This window comes from Mucilaginibacter terrae (assembly GCF_042679325.1).
GTDB classification, from domain to species: domain Bacteria; phylum Bacteroidota; class Bacteroidia; order Sphingobacteriales; family Sphingobacteriaceae; genus Mucilaginibacter; species Mucilaginibacter terrae.
Genome location: NZ_JBHTMJ010000022.1, coordinates 1 through 21,797, shown reverse-complemented (window position 1 = coordinate 21,797; position 21,797 = coordinate 1). Strand labels below are relative to the sequence as shown.

General features: G+C 43.3%; 17 protein-coding genes. 10 read left to right on the top strand and 7 right to left on the bottom strand.

Annotated elements, in window-relative coordinates; translation table 11 throughout:
* Nucleotides 1-100: 100 nt before the first annotated feature.
* From ACFQ3S_RS19530 to ACFQ3S_RS19520, 3 genes are read right to left on the bottom strand one after another with little or no spacing between them, the layout of a single operon-like run.
* Nucleotides 101-1,357: an asparagine synthetase B gene (locus ACFQ3S_RS19530; RefSeq protein WP_377167820.1), complete on the bottom strand. Its 1,257-nt coding sequence runs from the start codon at nucleotides 1,355-1,357 to the stop codon at nucleotides 101-103.
* Nucleotides 1,358-1,364: 7 nt separating this feature from the next.
* Nucleotides 1,365-1,706: a type II toxin-antitoxin system PemK/MazF family toxin gene (locus tag ACFQ3S_RS19525; protein WP_377167817.1), complete on the bottom strand. Its 342-nt coding sequence runs from the start codon at nucleotides 1,704-1,706 to the stop codon at nucleotides 1,365-1,367.
* A complete protein-coding gene (locus ACFQ3S_RS19520; protein ID WP_377167814.1) occupies nucleotides 1,693-1,905 on the bottom strand; it encodes a hypothetical protein in 213 nt (70 codons plus the stop codon). Before ACFQ3S_RS19520 ends, ACFQ3S_RS19525 begins: the two co-directional genes overlap by 14 nt.
* Nucleotides 1,906-2,002: 97 nt before the next feature.
* On the opposite strand from ACFQ3S_RS19520, the gene ACFQ3S_RS19515 reads away from it, so the two are divergent.
* Nucleotides 2,003-2,440 (top strand): peptidylprolyl isomerase, encoded by a 438-nt coding sequence (locus ACFQ3S_RS19515; protein ID WP_377167811.1) that lies wholly within the window; start codon nucleotides 2,003-2,005, stop codon nucleotides 2,438-2,440.
* 85 nt (nucleotides 2,441-2,525) lie between these two features.
* Nucleotides 2,526-2,969, top strand: a complete 444-nt coding sequence (locus ACFQ3S_RS19510; RefSeq protein WP_377167808.1) for a DUF5606 family protein — start codon at nucleotides 2,526-2,528, stop codon at nucleotides 2,967-2,969.
* 56 nt (nucleotides 2,970-3,025) lie between these two features.
* Here the strand turns inward: ACFQ3S_RS19510 and ACFQ3S_RS19505 are convergent, their stop codons facing one another.
* Both ACFQ3S_RS19505 and rlmH read right to left on the bottom strand, forming a co-directional pair.
* The gene (locus ACFQ3S_RS19505; RefSeq protein WP_377167805.1) at nucleotides 3,026-3,982 is read right to left on the bottom strand and encodes a cation diffusion facilitator family transporter; all 957 of its coding nucleotides are present in this window, start codon (nucleotides 3,980-3,982) and stop codon (nucleotides 3,026-3,028) included.
* A gap of 152 nt (nucleotides 3,983-4,134) precedes the next feature.
* Nucleotides 4,135-4,608: a 23S rRNA (pseudouridine(1915)-N(3))-methyltransferase RlmH gene (gene rlmH, locus ACFQ3S_RS19500; RefSeq protein WP_377167802.1), complete on the bottom strand. Its 474-nt coding sequence runs from the start codon at nucleotides 4,606-4,608 to the stop codon at nucleotides 4,135-4,137.
* A gap of 68 nt (nucleotides 4,609-4,676) precedes the next feature.
* Between rlmH and ACFQ3S_RS19495 the strand changes: the two genes are divergently transcribed.
* Nucleotides 4,677-6,497 carry a MutS-related protein gene (locus ACFQ3S_RS19495; protein WP_377167799.1) on the top strand — a complete coding sequence of 607 codons (1,821 nt, stop codon included), beginning with the start codon at nucleotides 4,677-4,679 and terminating at the stop codon, nucleotides 6,495-6,497.
* 438 nt (nucleotides 6,498-6,935) lie between these two features.
* Here the strand turns inward: ACFQ3S_RS19495 and sucD are convergent, their stop codons facing one another.
* Both sucD and dctA read right to left on the bottom strand, forming a co-directional pair.
* Nucleotides 6,936-7,814, bottom strand: a complete 879-nt coding sequence (gene sucD / locus ACFQ3S_RS19490; protein ID WP_377167796.1) for a succinate--CoA ligase subunit alpha — start codon at nucleotides 7,812-7,814, stop codon at nucleotides 6,936-6,938.
* A 167-nt stretch (nucleotides 7,815-7,981) separates the two neighbouring features.
* The gene (gene dctA, locus ACFQ3S_RS19485; protein WP_377167793.1) at nucleotides 7,982-9,226 is read right to left on the bottom strand and encodes a C4-dicarboxylate transporter DctA; all 1,245 of its coding nucleotides are present in this window, start codon (nucleotides 9,224-9,226) and stop codon (nucleotides 7,982-7,984) included.
* Between the two features lie 479 nt (nucleotides 9,227-9,705).
* Between dctA and ACFQ3S_RS19480 the strand changes: the two genes are divergently transcribed.
* The 7 genes from ACFQ3S_RS19480 to ACFQ3S_RS19450 all read left to right on the top strand — a co-directional run bounded on the left by ACFQ3S_RS19480 (nucleotide 9,706) and on the right by ACFQ3S_RS19450 (nucleotide 21,697).
* Complete coding sequence (locus ACFQ3S_RS19480) at nucleotides 9,706-10,128, top strand: hypothetical protein (protein WP_377167790.1); 423 nt, start codon at nucleotides 9,706-9,708, stop codon at nucleotides 10,126-10,128.
* A gap of 84 nt (nucleotides 10,129-10,212) precedes the next feature.
* Nucleotides 10,213-10,635: a hypothetical protein gene (locus ACFQ3S_RS19475; RefSeq protein WP_377167787.1), complete on the top strand. Its 423-nt coding sequence runs from the start codon at nucleotides 10,213-10,215 to the stop codon at nucleotides 10,633-10,635.
* Between the two features lie 47 nt (nucleotides 10,636-10,682).
* On the top strand, nucleotides 10,683-14,159 hold the full coding sequence (locus ACFQ3S_RS19470) for a leucine--tRNA ligase (RefSeq protein ID WP_377167785.1): 3,477 nt from the start codon (nucleotides 10,683-10,685) through the stop codon (nucleotides 14,157-14,159).
* 341 nt (nucleotides 14,160-14,500) lie between these two features.
* The gene (locus ACFQ3S_RS19465; RefSeq protein ID WP_377167782.1) at nucleotides 14,501-17,017 is read left to right on the top strand and encodes a TonB-dependent receptor domain-containing protein; all 2,517 of its coding nucleotides are present in this window, start codon (nucleotides 14,501-14,503) and stop codon (nucleotides 17,015-17,017) included.
* 377 nt (nucleotides 17,018-17,394) lie between these two features.
* A complete protein-coding gene (locus ACFQ3S_RS19460) occupies nucleotides 17,395-17,766 on the top strand; it encodes a methionine-R-sulfoxide reductase (protein ID WP_377167779.1) in 372 nt (123 codons plus the stop codon).
* Nucleotides 17,767-18,221: 455 nt separating this feature from the next.
* Nucleotides 18,222-19,193, top strand: coding sequence for a ribonucleoside-diphosphate reductase small subunit (locus ACFQ3S_RS19455; RefSeq protein ID WP_377167776.1), 972 nt, complete (start codon nucleotides 18,222-18,224; stop codon nucleotides 19,191-19,193).
* 125 nt (nucleotides 19,194-19,318) lie between these two features.
* Nucleotides 19,319-21,697 carry a ribonucleoside-diphosphate reductase subunit alpha gene (locus ACFQ3S_RS19450; RefSeq protein ID WP_377167773.1) on the top strand — a complete coding sequence of 793 codons (2,379 nt, stop codon included), beginning with the start codon at nucleotides 19,319-19,321 and terminating at the stop codon, nucleotides 21,695-21,697.
* Nucleotides 21,698-21,797: the final 100 nt, after the last annotated feature.

The following is a 21,797-nucleotide window of genomic DNA, read 5'->3' as shown; positions in this document are numbered from 1 at the left end:
AAAAAGTTAATCCTTTAAGTTAATAAGATTAACGGGCACTGTAGTGGTGAACACTGATCCTACATCTGCAATTAATAATCTGCACATTAGCACATTAACATCACGTCTTCTGCTTCTTTTTCTTAGCTGCCGGGAATAATACATTATTCAGGATCAACCGGTAACCGGGCGAATTGGGATGCAGTTTAAGGTCGGTAGGAGGGTCGCCTACGGCGTGTTGGTAATCTTCGGGGTCGTGGCCGCCATAGAAGGTAAACTGGCCTTTGCCGTACTCGCCGTGAATGTAGCGGGCTTCGTTCTGAGTCTTCATTTCGCCCATAATAGTAACATCGGGCTTAATGCGGTTTTTGTTGTAGGCCGTGGTAAGGCCCATAAAACCCTTAATCACCTTATCGTGGTTCTGCGTTAGCATGCTGGGCACCACATCCCACTTGGCCGAAAAATCGAACAGGGTAAAAAAGTCGCGGGTACGCTCTACCTGCCTAAAAGGTGTAACATCAATATCGCTAAACTGGTGCGACATCGGGTTCATATCCAGCTTAAAATCTTTAAAAGCAAAGGTTTGGCTATAATCTAATTTAAACTGGGCACGGTAATCGGCCGGGTCACCGTCGAACATACTCTCACATAGGTCGGTAGCGGAGGCGGATAGGGCAATATCAAATGTATCCGTCCCCGAGCACATGGCAAACAAAAAGCCACCACCTCCACAAAATTCATGGATGTTTTTTGCCACAGCTAATTTCATTTGCGATACCTTTTTAAAACCCAACTTATGAGCCATAGCCTCCTGGCTCTTTACATCCTCCTGGTACCAGGGCTGAAAGCGGAACGCACCGTAAAACTTACTGTACTGGCCGGTAAAATCTTCGTGGTGCATGTGCAGCCAATCATATTTTAGCAGGTCGCCTTTTATAACCTCCTCATCGTAAACCACATCGTAAGGTATCTCGGCATACTTCAGCACCAGGGTAACGGCATCGTCCCAGGGCAGCTTACTCTTAGGCGAATACACCGCCATCTTAGGCGCCTTTTGCAACTTCACCACATCCATATTAACTGATGGGTCGCTTACCTCGGTAAGGATAGCATTTACCCGGGCATCGGCCAAAACCTCGTAACTCACACCGCGTATCTTGCATTCATCTTCGAGTGGCTTGCTGTACTTGGTCATGAAGCTGCCGCCGCGGTAATTGAGCAGCCAGTCTACATCCTCGCCATTACGCAATATCCAATAGGCAATGCCGTAGCTTTTCAGGTGGTCTTTTTGAACCTCATCCATAGGTAACAGGATGGAAGCCGCCCGCATGAGTAATGGGAAAAGGAGTAAGGTTAAAGCTAAAAGGTATTTCTTCATTGCGGATTTAAGATAAAGAAATTACAGAGGCTACAGCTAATTGAATTTCATTGAGATGTAACGAGTTTGTACGGCCCAATCTTTTAACAAAACGCTGTTCGGAAACTGATCTTATTTGAAAGCAGTCAGCAGCTGATGATTTAGATAAATTATTATTGGGGTCGGGTTTAATATTAACCATCCAGATAGCTGTATTATAATGTGCTTTCCAATCGGTAAGCGGTACAATTATTCTTAGAGGCAACTTGCCTAATGCGTAGTCATTAATAATGATCGCAGGTCGGGTTTTCTTTATTTCGGAGCCTATAGTTGGGTCAAGGCTAATTAGCCATACCTCACCTTGCTTCATAAAAGTCTTCGCGGTCCAGGTTGCTAAAAGTAGTTAGTTCTGCGTCGGTAACATAATCATTGTATAAATGATCTGCACCGGCCAGTAGTTTGTCTCTTTTATTTTCCTGTTTTAAATTTTTAATGGTCAATTCAATTACCGTAAGCCGCTGGCTAATGGGCAGTTTATTTATTTCCTCTACTATTTGCTCGGTTCCCATATTCAAATGTAACGAATAAATACCTAAGCTATTATATGTTTACGGGATTGCCTAAAATGTTTAACTTTGCCACCTGTTTTAAGAAAACCGAAAAGACATGAGTAAAGCAATAATGAAAACCGAAAAGGGTGACATGACCATCGAATTTTACGATAAAGATGCCCCTAATACTGTAGCCAACTTTTTAAACCTGGCTAAAACAGGCTTTTACAATGGTGTAACTTTTCACCGTGTAATTCCTAATTTCGTTGTACAAGGTGGCGACCCAACCGGTACAGGTGCAGGTGGCTCAGGTACCCGTATCGACTGTGAATTAACCGGCGAAAACCAGTACCACGACCGTGGCGTGTTATCAATGGCACATGCCGGCCGTAACACCGGCAGTTCACAATTCTTTATTTGCCACAGCCGCGATAACACCGCTCACCTGGACAGAAACCACACCGTATTTGGTAAAGTGGTTGAAAACGTAGACGTGGTAGACGCTATTCGTCAGGGTGATAAGATCACCAGCATTGAAGTAATTGAGGAATAATTAGTGTTGCGAGTGTTGAGTTGCGAATTGCCAGAGATTTTCTGCAACCCGCAGCTCGCTGCTCACAACCCGCAACATAAAATAAATGAATTTACAAGGAATTGTATCGGTAGGAGGCAAACCCGGATTATGGAAAGCGCTTGCCCAAAATAAAACCGGTTTCGTACTGGAAAGCCTGGACGAGAAGAAGACCAAGCTGGTGGTAAACCTGAGTACCGCTAAAATGGCCGCTTTAGATGAGATTACCATTTTTGGTGCCGATGAGGACATTAAACTGATAGATGTTTTAGAGCGCATAAAAAATGCCGAAACAGTGCCTGAAGTAAAAGCCGAAGGTAAAAAATTACGTGAGTTTTTCCGTGAGGTAGCACCCGACCACGATGAAGAAAAAGTATATGCTTCGGATATAAAAAAGGTATTGGCCTGGTATTATATTTTGAAGGATATGCCTATTTTTAATGAAGAAGCGAAAGCCCCCCAGCCTCCTCAAGGGGGAGCTGGAGTGTCGGATGAAGCAGAAGAAGCTTAATAGCCGCAATAATCAAGCAGAAAAAGCCGAAGAGTTTAGCTTCGGCTTTTCCTGTTTTAATGATTATGTTTTTTAAAAGTTTCCCCTTCAGGAGGCTGGGGGGTACACTCCTTTTCGTAACAAGCCTCTCCGGCAAATTCGGGTTCAAAGGTGCTATGCTGTATTTCTAAATGCTCCAGCCGGTGGCGCAGGTCGTGCTTGATCTGGTTGAAATTGTTGGTTTCTTCGGGGTGAATAACCAGGTGAGCGGTTAAAGCATTTTCGGTGGTGCTTAGTGCCCATACGTGCATGTGGTGTATATCTTTTACCCCTTTGGCTTTCATGAGTTCAGTCTTAATTTTATTTAAGTCCATTTGCTTGGGTACACCATCAAATTCCAAACGGAGGCTATCGGCCAGTAATTGCCAGGTGCCTGCCATAATTACGATCACAATAATTAAACTCACGGCGCTATCTACCCAATACCATTGGGTAAAGTAAATCACCAGGCCCGATATTACCACGCCTAACGATACTATTGCATCAACCGCCATGTGCATATAGGCGCCTTTAACGTTGAGGTCTTTTTCCTTGTCTTTCATAAACAGCCAGGCGGTAACACCGTTTACCAAAATACCCGCAAAGGCCACCCATGCTACAGTAATGCCTGGTACGGGTTGCGGATGACCTATCCTTAAAATAGCCTCGTAAGCAATAATACCTACAGCAGCCACCAGGATCACTGCGTTAAGTAAAGATACCACAATGGTAGACCGCTTATAGCCATAAGTGTACATGTTGTTAGCCCTCACCTTACTCAATTTAAAGGCTAACAATGCCAGGGCTAAACTGGCAACATCGCTCAGGTTATGACCGGCATCGGTAAGCAGGGAAAGCGAGCCTTTGGCAAAGCCCACACCAGCTTCAATAATAACGAATGCCGAATTAAGGAGAATGCCAATAATAAAAGCGGTATTTAAACGATCAAGCTTGGGAGCATGATCGTGGTGATGGTGTGAATGGTCGTGACCCATGGAGCCCCCTGCCCCCTAAAGGGGGAGCCGGAGTTGTACAAAGATAATACCTCGGAATTTAGAAACAAGAGGTAAGAAACAAGATACAAGAGTTAAGAAATGTGAAATGGCAAGTAAGTCTTGTTTCTTGCCTCTTATTTCTTGTCTCTCTCTTATTGGTGATGGTAAGGCTCTCCTTTAATAATGCTGTAAGCACGGTATAACTGCTCCACAAAAAACAACCTGACCATCTGGTGGGAGAAAGTCATGCGCGATAGGGCCAGTTTGGCGTTGGCGCGTTCGTAAACCGTGGCATCAAAACCATAAGGACCACCTATAACAAATACGATGGATTGTACCGAGCCAATGGCCTTTTTATCCAGGTAATCGGCAAACTGTACAGAGTTAAATTCCAAACCGTTTTCGTCCAGCAAAACCACATGGTCGGTAGCGGAGAGTTTTTTTAAAATGAGTTCGGCTTCTTTAGTTTTTTGCTGCTCGGGGGTTAGTGCCTTAGTGTTCTTGAGTTCGGGCAGGTCGGTAATTTCGAGCTTGGTATAGTGTTTCAGCCTTTTCACAAACTTGTCTATCCCTTCCTTAATATAAGCATCTTCGGTTTTACCAACCGTGAGCAGCGTTATTTTCATGGTACAAATAAACGGCTAAAAACCATGAGCTGCCAAAATTTGGTTTAATTTGGTCAAAATTCTATTGTATGACCGAAACCATCATATCTACTTATCAACAAAATATTGTCATTGCCCAGGAGCAAATCCAGTATTACCAAAAAAAGGTTAATGTATTTTCGCTGCTGCGGTTAATTGCGTTCGGTACTTTGCTGGTACTTATTTATTGGGCGGTTAAGCTCGAAACCTTTACCTTATTCGCTACAGGTGCGGTTATTATAGGCGTGTTATTCAACTGGCTGGTGGCGCGCCAAAGCTGGTTCGAAAAGCAAAAAACATACTTTCAAAACTTTAAAGCCGTTAACCAAAATGAAATAGACAGCATGAAACAGCATGCCAACATCTACGCAAACGGAGACAGCTATAACAACGAAAAACACTACTATACATCTGATCTTGATATATTTGGTAACGCTTCCCTCTATCAGCTCATTAACCGGGCTGCCACTTCAACCGGCAGGCAAAAACTGGCCTACTGGTTAACAACTCCCGCAGCCAAGCCTGTAATTTTACAAAGACAAGAAGCTATAGTAGAGTTAAAAGGAAAATCTCCCTGGAAACTGGAAACGCAAGCCCGATTGCTGTTTGCTAATAAAGAGGACGCCGATGGTTTGTCCAGGCTTTTTAAATACCTGCATACGCCTGTTAGTATGCCCGGCCAATACTGGTTAACCAAATATATTGTTGTTGCGCCTGTAGTGCTTGTTGCGGCTTTTATGGTGTCTTTTTACGTGCCATGGGTAAAGTATATAGCCATAAGTATAGCCTTACTGAACTTTGTGATCACCGGAGCTACTACTAAGGCTACTAATCAAACCGATTTAATTGCAGGCAAAATTGGCAATACCTTAAAGAGTTACGCCGATGTATTTACCGGAATTGAAGCAGTAACCTGGACGGCAGGCTACAGCGCAGTACTGGCTAATGTGATCAAACGCCCTGATGGTAAAAGCACGGCTGCTATTATGGGCCAATTATCAGGCTTGATCAATAATCTGAACCAGCGCTTAAATATGTTTGTAGGCTTTTTTCTAAATATAATTTTTGTTTGGAATGTGCGCTATGTGTTAGCCATAGAGAAGTGGAAACGTGAAAATCATGAGGAGATAGAAGCCGCGTTTGATGTGATAGCCGAATATGAAGCACTGATTAGCCTGGCCAGTTTACACATTAACTACCCTGATTGGGTAGTGCCGCAAATTGCCGAAGGTGATGGCTTTACCTTAACTGCTAAAGAAATAGCACACCCGCTGATTAAAGAAAAGTTACGGGTAACCAATAGTTACGAGCTGAACAACACCCGCAAGGTCGACATCATCACCGGATCGAATATGGCTGGTAAGAGTACCTTTTTGCGTACACTGGGTATTAACACCGTGCTGGCCCTGGCCGGTGCACCGGTTTGTGCGAAAAGTATGGAAGTATCGGTTGTTCAATTGTTCAGCTACATGCGTATTAAAGATTCGCTGAACGAAAGTACCTCAACTTTTAAAGCTGAACTGGATAGGTTACAAATGCTGCTGAAAGCAGTGGACACCCAACCTAACATCTTCTTTTTAATTGATGAAATGCTGCGGGGTACCAACTCGGTTGATAAGTACTTAGGCTCAAAAGCGGTGATAGAAAAGCTGATCAGTCAGCATGGGGTAGGCCTGGTTGCCACGCACGACCTGCAACTGGCGCAATTAGAAAATCAGTATCCTAATTATGTACGCAATTTTTACTTTGACATACAGGTATTGAATGGCGAAATGTTGTTCGATTATAAAATGAAGGACGGCGAATGTAAAACCTTTAACGCCTCGTTACTGCTGGAGCAAATAGGGATATTTAGCTCTAAGGAAAAGTAGAATCGGGAGTCAAAAGTCAGGAATCAGGAGTAAGGGTCGGGAGTCAGGAATCAGGAGTAAAGAGTCAGGAAACAAGAGATAGGCACAGGTAAGTGAAAACATACCCGTCATACAATCTTCATTGTTTGGGCTGTTGGGGGTTGATAATTGGAAGCATTTGCAGCTGTTACTCGCTAAAACTACCCAATACATATTAATTCTACCTACTGTCAGTCAAGGGCTTGTCGAAGACTTATACACTCTACTAAATCGTCGACAAGCTACCCATGACAGGTTAAAATGCTTAGACTGACAAACTTTAATCTATTGTGATTTACACCTTAAATGCTATTAAAATTTAAAACGGGCATTGATGGGTGTACTACAAAAAAATCCCGCACCAGCTGGCCGGGATTTTTTATATGTTCAAGCCAATCTCTTGGCTCTTGTTTCTATAAACTATGCCAGCTTAGCCAACTCCTCAGCCATGGCAGCGCCAATTTCGGCTGGTGATTCTACTACACGGATACCGCACTCGGTCATAATTTTCATTTTAGCGGCTGCTGTATCGTCTTCACCACCTACAATTGCACCAGCATGACCCATTCTACGGCCCGGAGGCGCAGTTTGGCCGGCAATGAAACCTACTACGGGTTTAGTACCATGTGCTTTAATCCAATGGGCGGCATCTGCTTCCATGTTACCACCAATTTCACCTATCATAATAATACCGTGAGTTTCGGGGTCGTTCATCAGCAATTCAACCGCTTCTTTAGTTGGGGTACCAATAATAGGGTCGCCACCAATACCAATAGCGGTAGTAATACCTAAACCTGCTTTAACCACCTGGTCAACTGCTTCGTAAGTTAAAGTACCCGATTTGGAAACCACGCCAACGTTACCTTTTTTAAAGATAAAGCCTGGCATAATGCCAATCTTGGCTTCGTCGGCCGTAATAATACCCGGGCAGTTAGGGCCAATTAAACGTGTATCCTTATCGGTTAAATATTCTTTAACCTGAATCATGTCTTTAGTTGGAATACCTTCGGTGATACAAACAATTACCTTAATGCCGCCTTCGGCCGCTTCCATAATGGCATCGGCTGCAAATGCAGGAGGTACAAAAATGATAGATACGTTGGCACCGGTTTTATCTACCGCGTCTTTAACGGTATTAAACACCGGACGGTCAAGGTGAGTTTGTCCGCCTTTGCCGGGTGTAACGCCACCTACTAACTGGGTTCCGTAGGCAATCATTTGTTCGGCATGGTAAGTGCCTTCATTACCGGTAAAACCCTGAACAATTACTTTTGAATCTTTATTTACGAGAACACTCATGGTTTTTGCTTTTGTACGGCAAAGCTATAAAAAAAGAAACAAGAGCCAAGAAACAAGAGATAAGAAATGAAATAAGTATTTGGAAGGGGGATTGGGATTAATTTGCGGGGGGTGGGACAAGAGCCCAGGGCTAAAAAGCCCTCCCTCCCGGGGAGGGTTGGGAGGGGCTACTTACTAACCGCTGCAGCGTACTTACTGCGATCAAACGACTTCTCACTAATGGAAACCGCTATAGTAGCAACGCCGTTACCTATCACATTGGTAATAGCCCGGGCTTCGCTCATAAAACGGTCTACACCTAACAGCAATGCTACACCTTCTACAGGGATTACCTTAATAGCCGCCAGCGTGGAAGTCAATACAATAAAGCCGCTACCCGTTACGCCGGCCGCACCTTTAGAGGTTACTATTAAAATGCCGATAATGGCTAATTCCTGCCCCAGCGAAAGCGGCACATGGAAAACCTGAGCTAAAAAAATGGTAGCCATGCTGAGGTAAATAGTGGTACCATCTAAATTAAATGAGTAACCGGTTGGGATAACCAAGCCCACCACAGAGCGGGCACAGCCAATGCTTTCCATCTTCTCCATCATGCCCGGCAAGGCCGACTCGGACGAAGAGGTACCGAACACGATCAGGATCTCGCGGCGAATGAACTTCAAATATTTCCACAAACTTACCTTGCACAGGTAACAAATGAGGTTGAGCACTACAAATATAAATAGGGCCATGGTTACATAAACCGACCCCATGAGCATAGCCAGCGGTTTAAGCGTTTTAATACCGTGCGTACTTACGGTATAGGCAATACCGCCAAAAGCACCCAGGGGTGCAAGCTTCATTACCATGGTTAAAATATTAAAAAACACTTTCGATAGTTTTTCAAACGTATGAATAAGCGAGTGCCCGTTACTGCCCATACGGCTCAAACCAAAGCCAAATAATACAGCCAATACCAAAACCTGCAAAATATCGCCTTTTGCAAAGGCATCAACAAAGTTTCCAGGTATAATGTGGCTGAAGAAATCGCCCAGGTTCATTTCGCTGGCCTGTTGCTGGTATTGTGCTACCTTGGCCGCGTCGGTTGTAACCTGCATTTTTAAGCCAGCACCCGGTTTAACCAGGTTAGCTACGGTTACGCCAATAATTAAGGCAAAGGTGGTCACTACCTCAAAATACAATAAAGCTTTACCGCCTACCCGGCCAACCTTTTTCATATCGTTCATGCCGGCAATGCCCAGCACTATGGTAAAAAATATGATAGGTGCTATCAGCATACTAATTAAGCTGATAAACATTTTGCTTATACGCTGCGCTATTGGGCCAAAAGCAGGATAATATATACCCACCAACACACCCACGATAATAGCTATAAGTACCTGAACGGTTAAATTAGAAAATAAACGCTTCATGTAATAAAGGAGGTTTAATCAACAATTATACTTTAAATTTTATTGATGACGTTCCACAAATAAACGTATAACTATATTTAACTGATGATGCAAATACTTAATTACCGTAATTAGGCTTAAAAATATGGTATCGCTCCAAACATTCTGCACAAAAATAACGCTTAAACGGATACCAGAAAAGAAAGATCTTAAACCAACGGTTACGCTTTACACGATACTTAAACTCGTAGCCGCAAACAGGGCATAACGGGAGCTTATGATCCCTGGAGACTCTTCTTTTTTCTGGCATGCTTACTCTTTAAATGAGATTCGGCTAATTATTGAAGTTAGAATAAATACAATAAAATTGCTTCAGCACTTTCGGTTGTAATAATTTTATTATACGAAATATGTAACGTAAATGGTTTGCTTCCGTATAAATTATTATTCATTATAAATAATCAATTAATATACATATTTATTATATCAATTTTTAACCAATGCGTAAATATTTATTTCTTGCCATATTGGCTGTGGCTTTGTTTTCATGCAAAAAAGAAGATAAAACTGCTACCGGTTTAAAAGAGCAATTAACCGGTGGTTGGGATTATGGCACCTTATACCAGAATGATTATGATGCTAAAGGCAAGCTATTAACCTCAGTAAGGTTGCAAACGCGCAGTAACGATTACTTTGAGTTTGCTGAAAACGATACATTCGTAAGCACGTTCGATGGCCTTGCCGAAGTTACTACAGGTACCTATAACGTTACCTCAACAACAGCTTTTACCTTAAAAATTGGTAATACAACTTATCCCTGCCGGGTGGTGAGTCTTAATCTTACCAATTTGGTTTTTGTGATGGCTAACCCTAAAGTTGTAAACCAGCCTTATACCGAATATGTTCACACTTTAAGCAGATAATAGGAAAGTAATAAATAACGATACTTTCTTTGCCATTTAAGCATTGCCTTTTTATATATTTATACAATCTAAAACTTATTACGAATGTATAAATATTTATGCCTGGCGTTGATGCTGGTAGCACTGATGTCGTGCAAGAAAGACGATAACAATGCAAGTGGATTAAAAAAACGCATGGTCGGTCGATGGTACATAGACAAAGTGAATATTGACACTTATAATGCAGATGGTTCTTTAGAGGTACAGCATGAAGCAACAGGTGATGCAGGTAATTTTATCGAGTTTAAAAATGACAACACAGTAACATCTTTTACAACTGCAAACGCTCAATCTGCTTCTGTTTCATTTCAAACCACTTCCGAAAACACATTTAATATTATACAAGAGGATAGGACAGAACCTTGCCGGGTAATTAGTTTGCAAGACAAAAGTTTCACTTTCACACTGGATAGAAATAAAGGTACCGGTATGGTATATATAGAATTCACCTATTCCCTTAAAAAATAGCCTGCAATTTTTCGTAGTTTCGCCCATTATTTTGGAGAACCTGCGGAATGGATTATCAGTTTAAAGACATAGAAAAAAAGTGGCAGCAATTTTGGGCAAGCCATCACACTTTTAAAGCCGACAATCAATCGGCCAAACCCAAATACTACGTGCTCGATATGTTTCCGTACCCCTCAGGTGCCGGTTTACATGTGGGTCACCCGCTGGGTTACATCGCTTCCGATATTTTTTCACGCTACAAACGCCTCAAAGGTTTCAACGTGTTGCACCCTATGGGGTACGATTCGTTTGGCTTACCGGCCGAGCAGTACGCCATACAAACCGGTCAGCACCCTGCTATAACTACCGAAGATAATATTGCCACTTACCGCCGCCAGCTCGATCAGCTTGGCTTTTCGTTTGATTGGAGCCGGGAAGTGCGCACCAGTTCGCCCGATTATTATAAATGGACGCAGTGGATTTTTATGCAGCTGTTTAACTCGTGGTACAACAAAGCCGATGAGAAAGCTGAAAGCATTGATCAATTAACAGCTCACTTTGCCGCAAACGGTTCTGCAGGCATTAATGCCGTTTGCGATGAAGAGGTCTCAACCTTTACAGCCGACAAGTGGAATGCCATGGGCGAAGAAGCCCAGCAAGCCGAACTCCTAAAATACCGCTTAACTTACCTGCGCGAAAGCACCGTAAACTGGTGTGCCGCTTTGGGTACCGTTTTAGCTAACGACGAAGTAAAAGACGGCGTAAGCGAACGTGGCGGCTACCCCGTTGAGCAAAAGAAAATGATGCAGTGGAGCATGCGCATTACCGCCTATGCCGAACGCTTATTACAAGGCCTCGATAACATTGACTGGCCCGACCCGCTTAAAGAAATGCAACGCAACTGGATAGGCAAAAGCGTTGGCGCGAGTGTACGGTTTGGTTTGGAGCGAGGTGTGAGGAGCGAGGAACAGAGTGCGAAGAGCGAGGAGCGAGGAGAAGAGAACGCTCCTGAAACCCCGATCTCCGCAACTTACATCGAAGTTTTCACCACCCGGGTTGATACCATTTTTGGGGTAACCTTTGTAGTGCTGGCACCCGAGCACGAACTGGTAGCATCTTTAACCACTCCCGAACAAAAAGCTACGGTTGAGGCTTACATTGCGCAAACTAAAAAGAAATCGGAGCTGGACCGTATGGCCGATACCAAAACCGTATCGGGCGCGTTTACGGGCAGTTATGTACTAAACCCGCTGAACGGTGAAAAAATCCAGCTTTGGATAGCCGACTACGTGTTGGCCGGTTACGGTACTGGTGCAGTAATGGCCGTACCATCGGGCGATCAGCGCGATTACCTGTTTGCCAAGCATTTCGATCTGCCGATAGTTCCAATTATGGACATTCAAAACATCGAGAAAGAGGCCGACCCTACCAAGGATGGTAAATATATCAACTCCGATTTCATTAATGGCTTAAACTACAAGGAAGCTACGGCTGCCGTAGTGGCCAAGCTGGAGGAAATTGGTGCGGGTAAAGCAAAAGTGAACTTCCGCATGCGCGATGCCATTTTTGGCCGTCAACGTTATTGGGGCGAACCGGTGCCGGTGTATTTCAAGAACGGATTACCATACCTGATTAACGAAAGCGAACTGCCGCTAATCCTCCCTGAAATTGACAAATATCTACCAACCGAAAGCGGCGAACCGCCATTGGCAAGAGCTGAGGGGTGGAAATATAGGCCCCTCACCCCAACCCTCTCCAAAAGAGAGGGAGATAAAACCTTAAAATTCGGTTATCAAACGGCGGATGTAGCACTTTGGGAAATTTTAAAGAATAATGCCCGATCAAACCGTAGTACTTCAACCGAGGCGGAAACCCTGCTTTGGCAACATTTGAGAAACAATCAAACTGGTTTTAAAATACGCAGACAACACGCCATTGGCACTTACATAGCAGATTTTATTTGTATTCCTAAAGGCTTAATTATTGAAATAGACGGTGGATATCACCAAGGCATTCAAGAAAGTGATGCGATTAGAACTGACGCTTTAAACCAATTGGGTTTTGATGTAATCCGTTTTAGTAATGACGAGGTTACTGATAACACCACATCAGTTATTCAGGCCATACAAAATTCTTTAAAAAATCAGCCTGATAGGATATTACAATCTAAAGGAGATTCCAACTCCAACTCCCTCTCCTTTGGAGAGGGCCGGGGTGAGGCCTACGACTACGAACTCAGCACCATGCCGGGCTGGGCTGGCAGCAGCTGGTACTGGTACCGCTATATGGATGCACAAAACAGCGAAACCTTTGCCTCAGCTGAAGCAGTGAAATACTGGAAAGATGTGGATCTGTATATAGGCGGCTCGGAGCATGCTACTGGTCATTTGTTATACAGCCGTTTTTGGAATAAGTTTTTAAAGGACATTGGCTTAGCCGGAGAGGAAGAGCCGTTTAAGAAATTGATTAACCAGGGCATGATCCAGGGCCGGTCGAGTTTTACTTACCGCCTGAACCCATTATTGGTTAACACCGACGATAGCTTTGTAAAACCTGAGGTCTATGTATCGAAAGGTGTTTATGAACTGTACAAGGAAGGCGACTTTGATACCATTGAGCAAATAGCCGCCTTTTATAAAGACCTCTTGCCTGCCGATACCTCAATTGGTGAAATGGACTTTAACAAGCTGCATGTAGATGTGAACATTGTACACAACGACGCACTTGATATAGCTGCTTTCCGCAAATGGAGATCAGAAAACGCTAAGGCTATTTTCGTTTTAGAAGATGGTTCGGTAGTTTACCCAGCCGATGATAGTAAGCACGAAAGCAAATACATTTGTGATACCGAGGTTGAAAAGATGTCGAAATCGAAGTTCAACGTGGTTAACCCCGATGACCTGATTGAGCGTTATGGTGCGGATACTTTACGCATGTACGAAATGTTTTTAGGTCCGCTGGAACAGAGCAAGCCATGGAACACCAATGGTATTGAAGGTGTGTTCAAATTCTTGCGTAAGTTTTGGCGTTTGTTTCATAACGACCAGTGGGCGTTTACGGTATCTGATGCCGAGCCAAGCAAAGCTGAACTGAAATCTTTGCATAAAATTATCCGTAAGGTAGAAGAAGATATTGAGCGTTTTTCGTTCAATACTTCGGTTTCCAGCTTTATGATAGCCGTGAACGAGCTGACAGATCTCAAATGTAACAAGCGTGCTATTTTGCAGGATATGGTAGTGATCTTGTCGCCTTATGCACCACACATTTGCGAGGAGCTTTGGGTATTGCTGGGTAACGAGGCTGGTACCTTATCGTACGCACCTTATCCTAAGTTTGTAGCTTCTTATTTAATTGAAGATGATTTTGCCTACCCTATTTCCATCAACGGTAAAACCCGCTTAAATTTGAGCATGGCTTTAACCATGGAGCCAAAAGAAGTGGAGACTTTTGTACTGGCTAATAACGATGTACAGAAATACCTGGATGGTAAACCTCCTAAAAAGGTAATTGTGGTAAAAGGCCGCATTGTTAATATAGTGGTTTAAAAACATACCCCTTGTCGTCCGAGCCTGTCGAAAACCTGTTCAAGCTATTAATACTTCGACAGGCTCAGCATGACATAAATGGATAATCCATCTTTTCTTTCATAACTCCATTTCAGCCATTCGCCCTGTAAAAACGGCCATTGACCGAAAAACATGCAGCTAATTTGTATTGGTGATGCACCTTTGTTGTATGAAACACGTTACCACAAATCACTGCTCAACTTACATCGGTTTGCAACATTAATGATACGAATGGTGATTTAAGCACACATTCAAAAAAATAGCGATTCAAGCTGTAACAAATCAATCTTTATCAACTCTTACTACCAAAATCATTATAAATGAAACGAATTTTTTTACTTATCGCATTTTTCAGTACTATACTAACAGCCAGGGCGCAAATGCCAAGTGCCGGTGCGGGCGTTAAAGGCCGTATATCGGGTACGGTGATAGATTCTCTCACCAAAAAGCCGGTTGATTATGCCACCATCAGCATATCGCGCAGCGGCGGTAAAGCCATTTTGAACGGTACCCTAACCGACGAAAAAGGTAACTTCAAATTGAACGATATTGCCGCAGGCAGTTACAAAATATCAGTTACTTTTATAGGTTACCCAACCAAAGTTATCGACCCTGTAACTACCACTTTAGGCAAACCCGATTTCAACATGGGTACCATTATTATTGCCCCAAGTGCTAAGGCACTCAGCGCGGTAACCGTACAAGGCCAAACCCCCATTATTGAAAACAGGATAGACAAGATAGTGTACAATGCCGAAAAGGATGTAACCTCGGCTGGTGGTAACGCTACTGACATATTACGCAAGGTACCTTTGGTATCGGTAGATATTGATGGAAAACCCTCGTTACGTGGCGATCAAAATGTACGTATCTTAATTAATGGCAAGCCATCGGGCGCGCTTTCAAGCAATGTAGCTGATGTATTGCGCACTATACCTTCCGATCAGATCAAGAGCATTGAGGTGATCACCTCACCTTCGGCCAAGTACGATGCGGAAGGTTCTGGTGGTATTATTAACATCATAACCAAAACTAAAGATGTATCGGGCCTTAGCGGCTCCGTTAGCGGTGGTATAGGTACCCGTCAAAACAATGGCAATGCTAACCTGAACTACAAACAAAACCGTTTAAGCATCAGCGGTAATTTGGGCAGCAACTTTGCCTGGCCGCAAACTTCATTGGTTGACTTGAAAAGCGCGCGTACCTTTGAAAATAACACTACAAATATTACCCAAAGCTCATCGGCCAAAACCAAACGCTTTGGTACTATTGGTTCGGTAAATGTTGGTTATGATATTAATAATTTCAACAGCATCAGCTCCAACATCCGTATTAATGGTGGCGGTTTTGAAACAGATGGACGTTCCGATAACACGAATAGTTCTCTTGCTAACCCTGCTTACAACAGCACTAATTTTAACAAAGTAAGTTTTAGTGGCTTCGACTGGAATGCCGATTATACCCGCAAGTTTAAAAAAGAAGGTGAAGAACTAACCTTTGCCGGCCAATGGAGTCACAGTAAAATAGGTTCTGATTTTAATAGTAATTTTTTCAATATAGCAGCTGCTAATCTTTTAAGATTTCCGAATCAGCAGGGTACAAATGATGGTTTCAATGACGAATACACAGCGCAAGTAGATTACACTTTACCTATTAACAAAGCCATAAAGTTAGAAGCCGGCGGTAAAGGTATCTTCCGTCGCATCAATAGCGATTACGTAATAGCTGACCAGGTAGGTAGTGCTTTTATTCAAAACAACACACTTTCTAACCAGTACGACTATAGCCAGGATGTATATGCAGGTTATACGGTATTAACATTTACCTTGCCCAAAAGCTATTCGATACAAACCGGCTTAAGGGTTGAAAATACTGATATTACCGGTAGACCAAATAATGCTGCACAACCAGGTTTAACATCATTTCCGCAAAATTACACTAACTTTGTTCCTAGCTTTATATTATCAAAAACCGTTAAAACATCAACGTATAAGTTAACCTACAACAAACGTATCCAGCGCCCAAGTTTAACTTATCTAAATCCGTTTATTAACAAGGCTAACCCCGACAACCAAACTGAAGGTAAGCCGAATTTGGAGCCAGAGATATCGCAAACCGTTGAGTTAGGTTACAATACCTTTGTAGGTGCATCAGTAATCAATGTAGCGGTGTATTACAAGTACACTAACAACCTAATTGAAGGTATAGCAAGAACAATTAACGATCCTGAATTAGACCGCGACGTAACTCGTACCACGTACCAAAATATTGGTAAAAACAACTCGGTTGGTGCAAGCTTCTTTGGTTCAGTATCTCCGTGGAAACCTATAACCATCAGAGCAAGCATCAACGGATATACTTACAGGCCAACTACAAACAACATCCAGGCTTCGCAACAAAGCAGTATAGGTACTTTTTTCCAGTATAATGCTTTTACAAGTGCATCGGCAACTATTAAAGGTGGCTGGACGACCGAATTTTTTGGAGTATTTAACTCTCCACGCCGTACCATACAAGGTGAAAACCCGGCTTTTAACTTGTTTGGTTTTGGTGTAAAGAAAGAAATTATAGCCAAGAAATTCACTTTAGGATTAAACGCTTTATCGCCTTTTTCAACGTATTTGAAACTCGACCAAAACATAAACAGTCCCGGATTAGTGCAAACTCAAAACATCCGTTATCCGCTGCAATCGTTCGGTATATCGTTTACCTACAACTTTGGTAAAGTTACCTACGGTGCACAAACCAAAAAGAAAGGCGTTAAAAACGACGACTTATTACAGGGCGACCAAAACGGTGGCGGTGGCGCACCAGGTGGTGGCGGCGGTCCAAGATAATTTGAGGATAGAGCCAAGAGATAAGAAACAAGAGTTAACACTTTATAAATGCAAAAAGGCCATTTCACGAGCGGGATGGTCTTTTTGCATTTATATAAATATTTAAGTAATTACCAACTACAGCCCGTTATGCCGATAAATATGGGCATGCTATGAAGGTGAAAAAATACCCGCTGTGCGTGGTCTCCCGACTACGCACCATTATGCCCGCAGACTTTAGTCTGCCCCAAGCGCTGGAAAGCCGCGCCCAAACGTTCCGTCAAAATAGCGTAAACATACAGCTGTACAAAACCAATCCGTCCTAAATTTGGTATGTTTATATATCGTGAAAAAACAAAAATTCACTCATTCACTCATTCAATCTTTCACTCAATAATATGGAATACAACCAGCTCACCCCCGCCGAAGAATACGTGATTTTGCATAAAGGTACCGAACGCCCTTTCACCGGGGAATTATTGAACAATAAAGCCGAGGGCCTGTACGTATGCCGCCGCTGCGATACCCCGCTATATACCAGCGAATCGAAGTTCGAATCATTTTGCGGCTGGCCCAGTTTCGATGATGAAATAGCCGGAGCAGTAACCAAAGAAACCGATGACGACGGTCGTAGAACCGAGATCTTATGCACCAATTGCGGTGCGCATTTAGGCCACGTTTTTACAGGGGAAAGGTTTACGGCCAAAAATACCCGCCACTGTGTAAACTCCGTTTCTATGAAGTTTGTAGCGGTAAATGCAAATAAATAAGCAAATAGTTGTTCACATGAAGGTCTGGTTTACCGGGCCTTTTTTTATGACTTAATTTTCAGTTGATTATCTTATAAAACTAATATTTTTAGTATATATTTGTATAACAAACTGCGGTATATAAACGCTGATAACTAATAAGTTTTTATCATAAATATTTGATTGTTAGTTTATTGTGAAATAAAAAGCAGTTATGTTAATAACTTTAAGCCGGTGTGGAGAACGTTTGTGACCTACTTTAAGCTTTGGGATGTACATTTGTTTGTAGTCTTTGCAGCCCCGTTGCATAGCTTACAAAAGGTAGCCGGATGATCCTATCTGGTTGGCCCTGAGCAGTGTGGTTGATTAAACTAAAAACCAGATATCTACAGCGAGTAACCAAACCTAACGAAAGTTGGGCAGGTAGTTAGGCGGTGTGTTTTTGGATTTAAAATGATATTAAGAAGTATAAGTATATGACTCAGGAAAGCGAAGTATTATTAAGAGAGAACAAGGACCGGTTTGTTATCCTGCCGATCAACTATCCCGCCATTTGGGAAATGTACAAAAAGCACGAAGCCAGCTTCTGGACAGCAGAAGAGATTGACCTGAGCGACGATCAGAAACACTGGGACAACCTCAACGATGGTGAACGTCACTTCGTATCGCATGTACTGGCCTTTTTTGCTGCCAGCGATGGTATTGTGAACGAGAACCTGGCCGTAAATTTTATGAGCGAGGTACAGGTACCCGAAGCCCGTTGTTTCTATGGTTTCCAGATCATGATGGAGAACATTCACTCCGAAACTTATGCGTTGCTGATAGATACTTATATTAAAGATGCGGTAGAAAAAGACCGTTTGTTCCACGCTATTGATACCGTGCCTTGCGTGGGTAAAAAAGCGGAATGGGCTTTAAAATGGATCAATAACGGAACCTTTGCCCAGCGCCTGGTAGCTTTTGCTGCCGTGGAAGGCATCTTTTTTTCGGGTAGCTTTTGCTCTATTTTTTGGTTGAAGAAACGTGGTTTAATGCCCGGCCTAACGTTTAGCAACGAGCTCATTTCGCGCGATGAAGGTTTGCATTGCGAATTTGCATGCTTGCTCTACAGCATGTTAGAGAATAAACTGAGCAAAGAGGAAGCCACCGGAATAATTACCGACGCAGTGGAAATTGAAAAGGAATTTATTACAGATGCCCTGCCGGTAAGATTAATTGGCATGAATGCCGATTTAATGAGCCAGTACATCGAGTTTGTGGCCGACCGCTGGTTGCAGGAACTGGGTTACGATAAGGTGTACAACGCCACCAACCCATTCGATTTTATGGAAATGATTTCGCTGCAAGGCAAAACCAATTTTTTTGAAAAACGCGTAGGCGATTACCAAAAAAGCGGCGTGTTAAACGCACAACCAAGCCAGGCGTTTACGTTAGACGACGATTTTTAGCATCCCTCCCAACCCTCCCCGAGGGGGAGGGCTTAAAAGGAGGAGGCATAGGATATATATTCAATAAATTAATACACAATTAAAAAAATATCTCCCCCAAAAGGGGAGATAGGAGGGGGTTTATAATGTTTGTAATAAAAAGAGACGGCAGAACTGAATCGGTAAAGTTTGACAAAATTACCGCGCGTATAGAGAAATTGTGCTATAGTCTCAACCCACACTTGGTAGACCCGGTTGATGTAGCCAAAAAAGTAATTGAAGGTTTGTACGATGGGGTAACCACATCGGAGTTAGACAACCTGGCTGCCGAAACTGCCGCATCGTTAACCACCAAGCACCCCGATTATGCTTTGCTGGCTTCGCGCATTGCCGTATCTAACCTGCATAAAAACACCATCAAGTCCTTCAGCGAAACCATGCGTAAGCTGCATAGCTATAAAGATCCTAAAACCGGTAAGGCGGCATCCTTACTGGCCGATGATGTGTGGGATGTAATAGAAGCCAACGCCGATATACTGGATAGCAGTATTATTTACGACCGTGATTTCGGCTTCGATTACTTCGGTTTTAAAACTTTAGAGAAATCGTACCTGTTAAAATTGGATGGCCGTATAGCCGAGCGCCCGCAGCATTTGTTTATGCGGGTATCAGTTGGTATCCACAAGGCCGATATCGATAGCGCTATTAAAACCTATAACCTGATGAGTGAGCGCTGGTTTACCCACGCTACACCAACCTTATTCAACGCGGGTACCCCTAAACCGCAAATGTCGTCGTGCTTTTTGTTAACCATGAAAGATGATAGCATTGAAGGTATCTACGATACGCTGAAACAAACCGCGCAAATTTCGCAAAGTGCCGGCGGTATTGGTTTAAGCATCCACAACGTACGGGCAACCGGCTCATACATCAGCGGTACAAACGGTACCAGCAACGGTATTATCCCGATGTTGCGTGTGTTTAACGATACCGCCCGTTATGTAGATCAGGGTGGTGGTAAACGTAAAGGTGCTTTTGCTATTTACTTAGAGCCCTGGCATGCCGATGTTTACGAGTTTTTAGATCTCCGTAAAAACCACGGTAAAGAAGAAATGCGCGCCCGCGATTTGTTTTACGCCCTTTGGATCTGCGACTTGTTCATGCAACGCGTAGAAGCTAACGAGGACTGGAGCTTGTTCTGCCCGCATGAAGCACCTGGTTTAGCCGATTGCTTTGGCGCCGAGTTTGAAGCTTTGTACACCAAATATGAAACAGAAGGCCGCGCCCGCCGTAAGGTAAAGGCACAAGAGCTTTGGTACGCTATTTTGGATTCACAGGTAGAAACCGGTACCCCGTACTTATTATACAAGGATGCTGCCAACAGCAAATCTAACCAGCAAAATTTAGGTACCATCAAGAGTTCGAACCTGTGTACCGAAATTATGGAGTACACCTCGGCCGATGAGGTTGCCGTTTGCAACCTGGCCTCGCTTGCCTTGCCACGCTATGTGATCAATGGTAAGTTCGACCACGAAAAATTATACGAAGTAACTTACCAGGCTACGCTGAACCTCAATAAGATCATCGATAATAACTATTACCCGGTTAAAGAAGCCGAATACTCTAACCTGCGTCACCGGCCAATTGGTTTAGGCGTACAAGGTTTAGCCGATGCCTTTATTTGCCTGCGCATGCCGTTTGAAAGCGACGAGGCCAAGCAACTGAACAAAGAGATTTTCGAGACTATTTACTTTGCCGCCATGACGGCCTCTAAAGACCTGGCCATTAAAGACGGTGCTTATACCACGTTCCAGGGTTCTCCATTATCACAAGGTAAGTTCCAGTTTGATTTGTGGAACGTAACGCCTGATAGCGGCCGCTGGGATTGGGAAAACCTGCGCCTTGATGTAATGAACCACGGTGTGCGTAACTCGCTGTTGGTAGCGCCAATGCCTACTGCTTCAACCTCGCAAATATTAGGTAATAACGAGTGTTTCGAGCCTTACACCTCCAACATTTACACCCGCCGCGTATTAAGCGGTGAGTTTGTTATCGTTAACAAGCACCTGCTGCGCGATTTGGTTGATCGCGGTATGTGGAACGGCAGTATTAAAGATAAGATTATTACGGCCAATGGCTCAATACAGGACATTGCCGAGATCCCCGCCGATTTAAAAGAACTGTATAAAACTGTGTGGGAAATTAAGATGCGTAACATTATAGATATGGCTGCCGACCGTGGTGCCTATATCTGCCAGTCGCAATCGTTAAACCTGTTCATAAATGCGCCAAATGCCTCTAAATTAACATCGATGCATTTTTACGCCTGGAAAAAAGGTTTGAAGACCGGTATGTATTACCTGCGTACACAAGCTGCTTCGCAAGCGGTTAAATTTACGGTAGAAAACCAGGGTGGTAAAAACATGGAACCGGTTATCCCGGCTGAAGTGGCTACCGTTGCCGATGATGTACCGGCAGGCCCATCTTGCTCTATGGACGAAGGTTGCGTAACCTGCTCGGCATAAGCACAGCACAGTAAAAAAAGGCTGTATCATTATCAATATGAAGTGACCCCCAAAAGTTAGACAAAAACTTTTGGGGTTTATTATTATGTCAAAGCACACA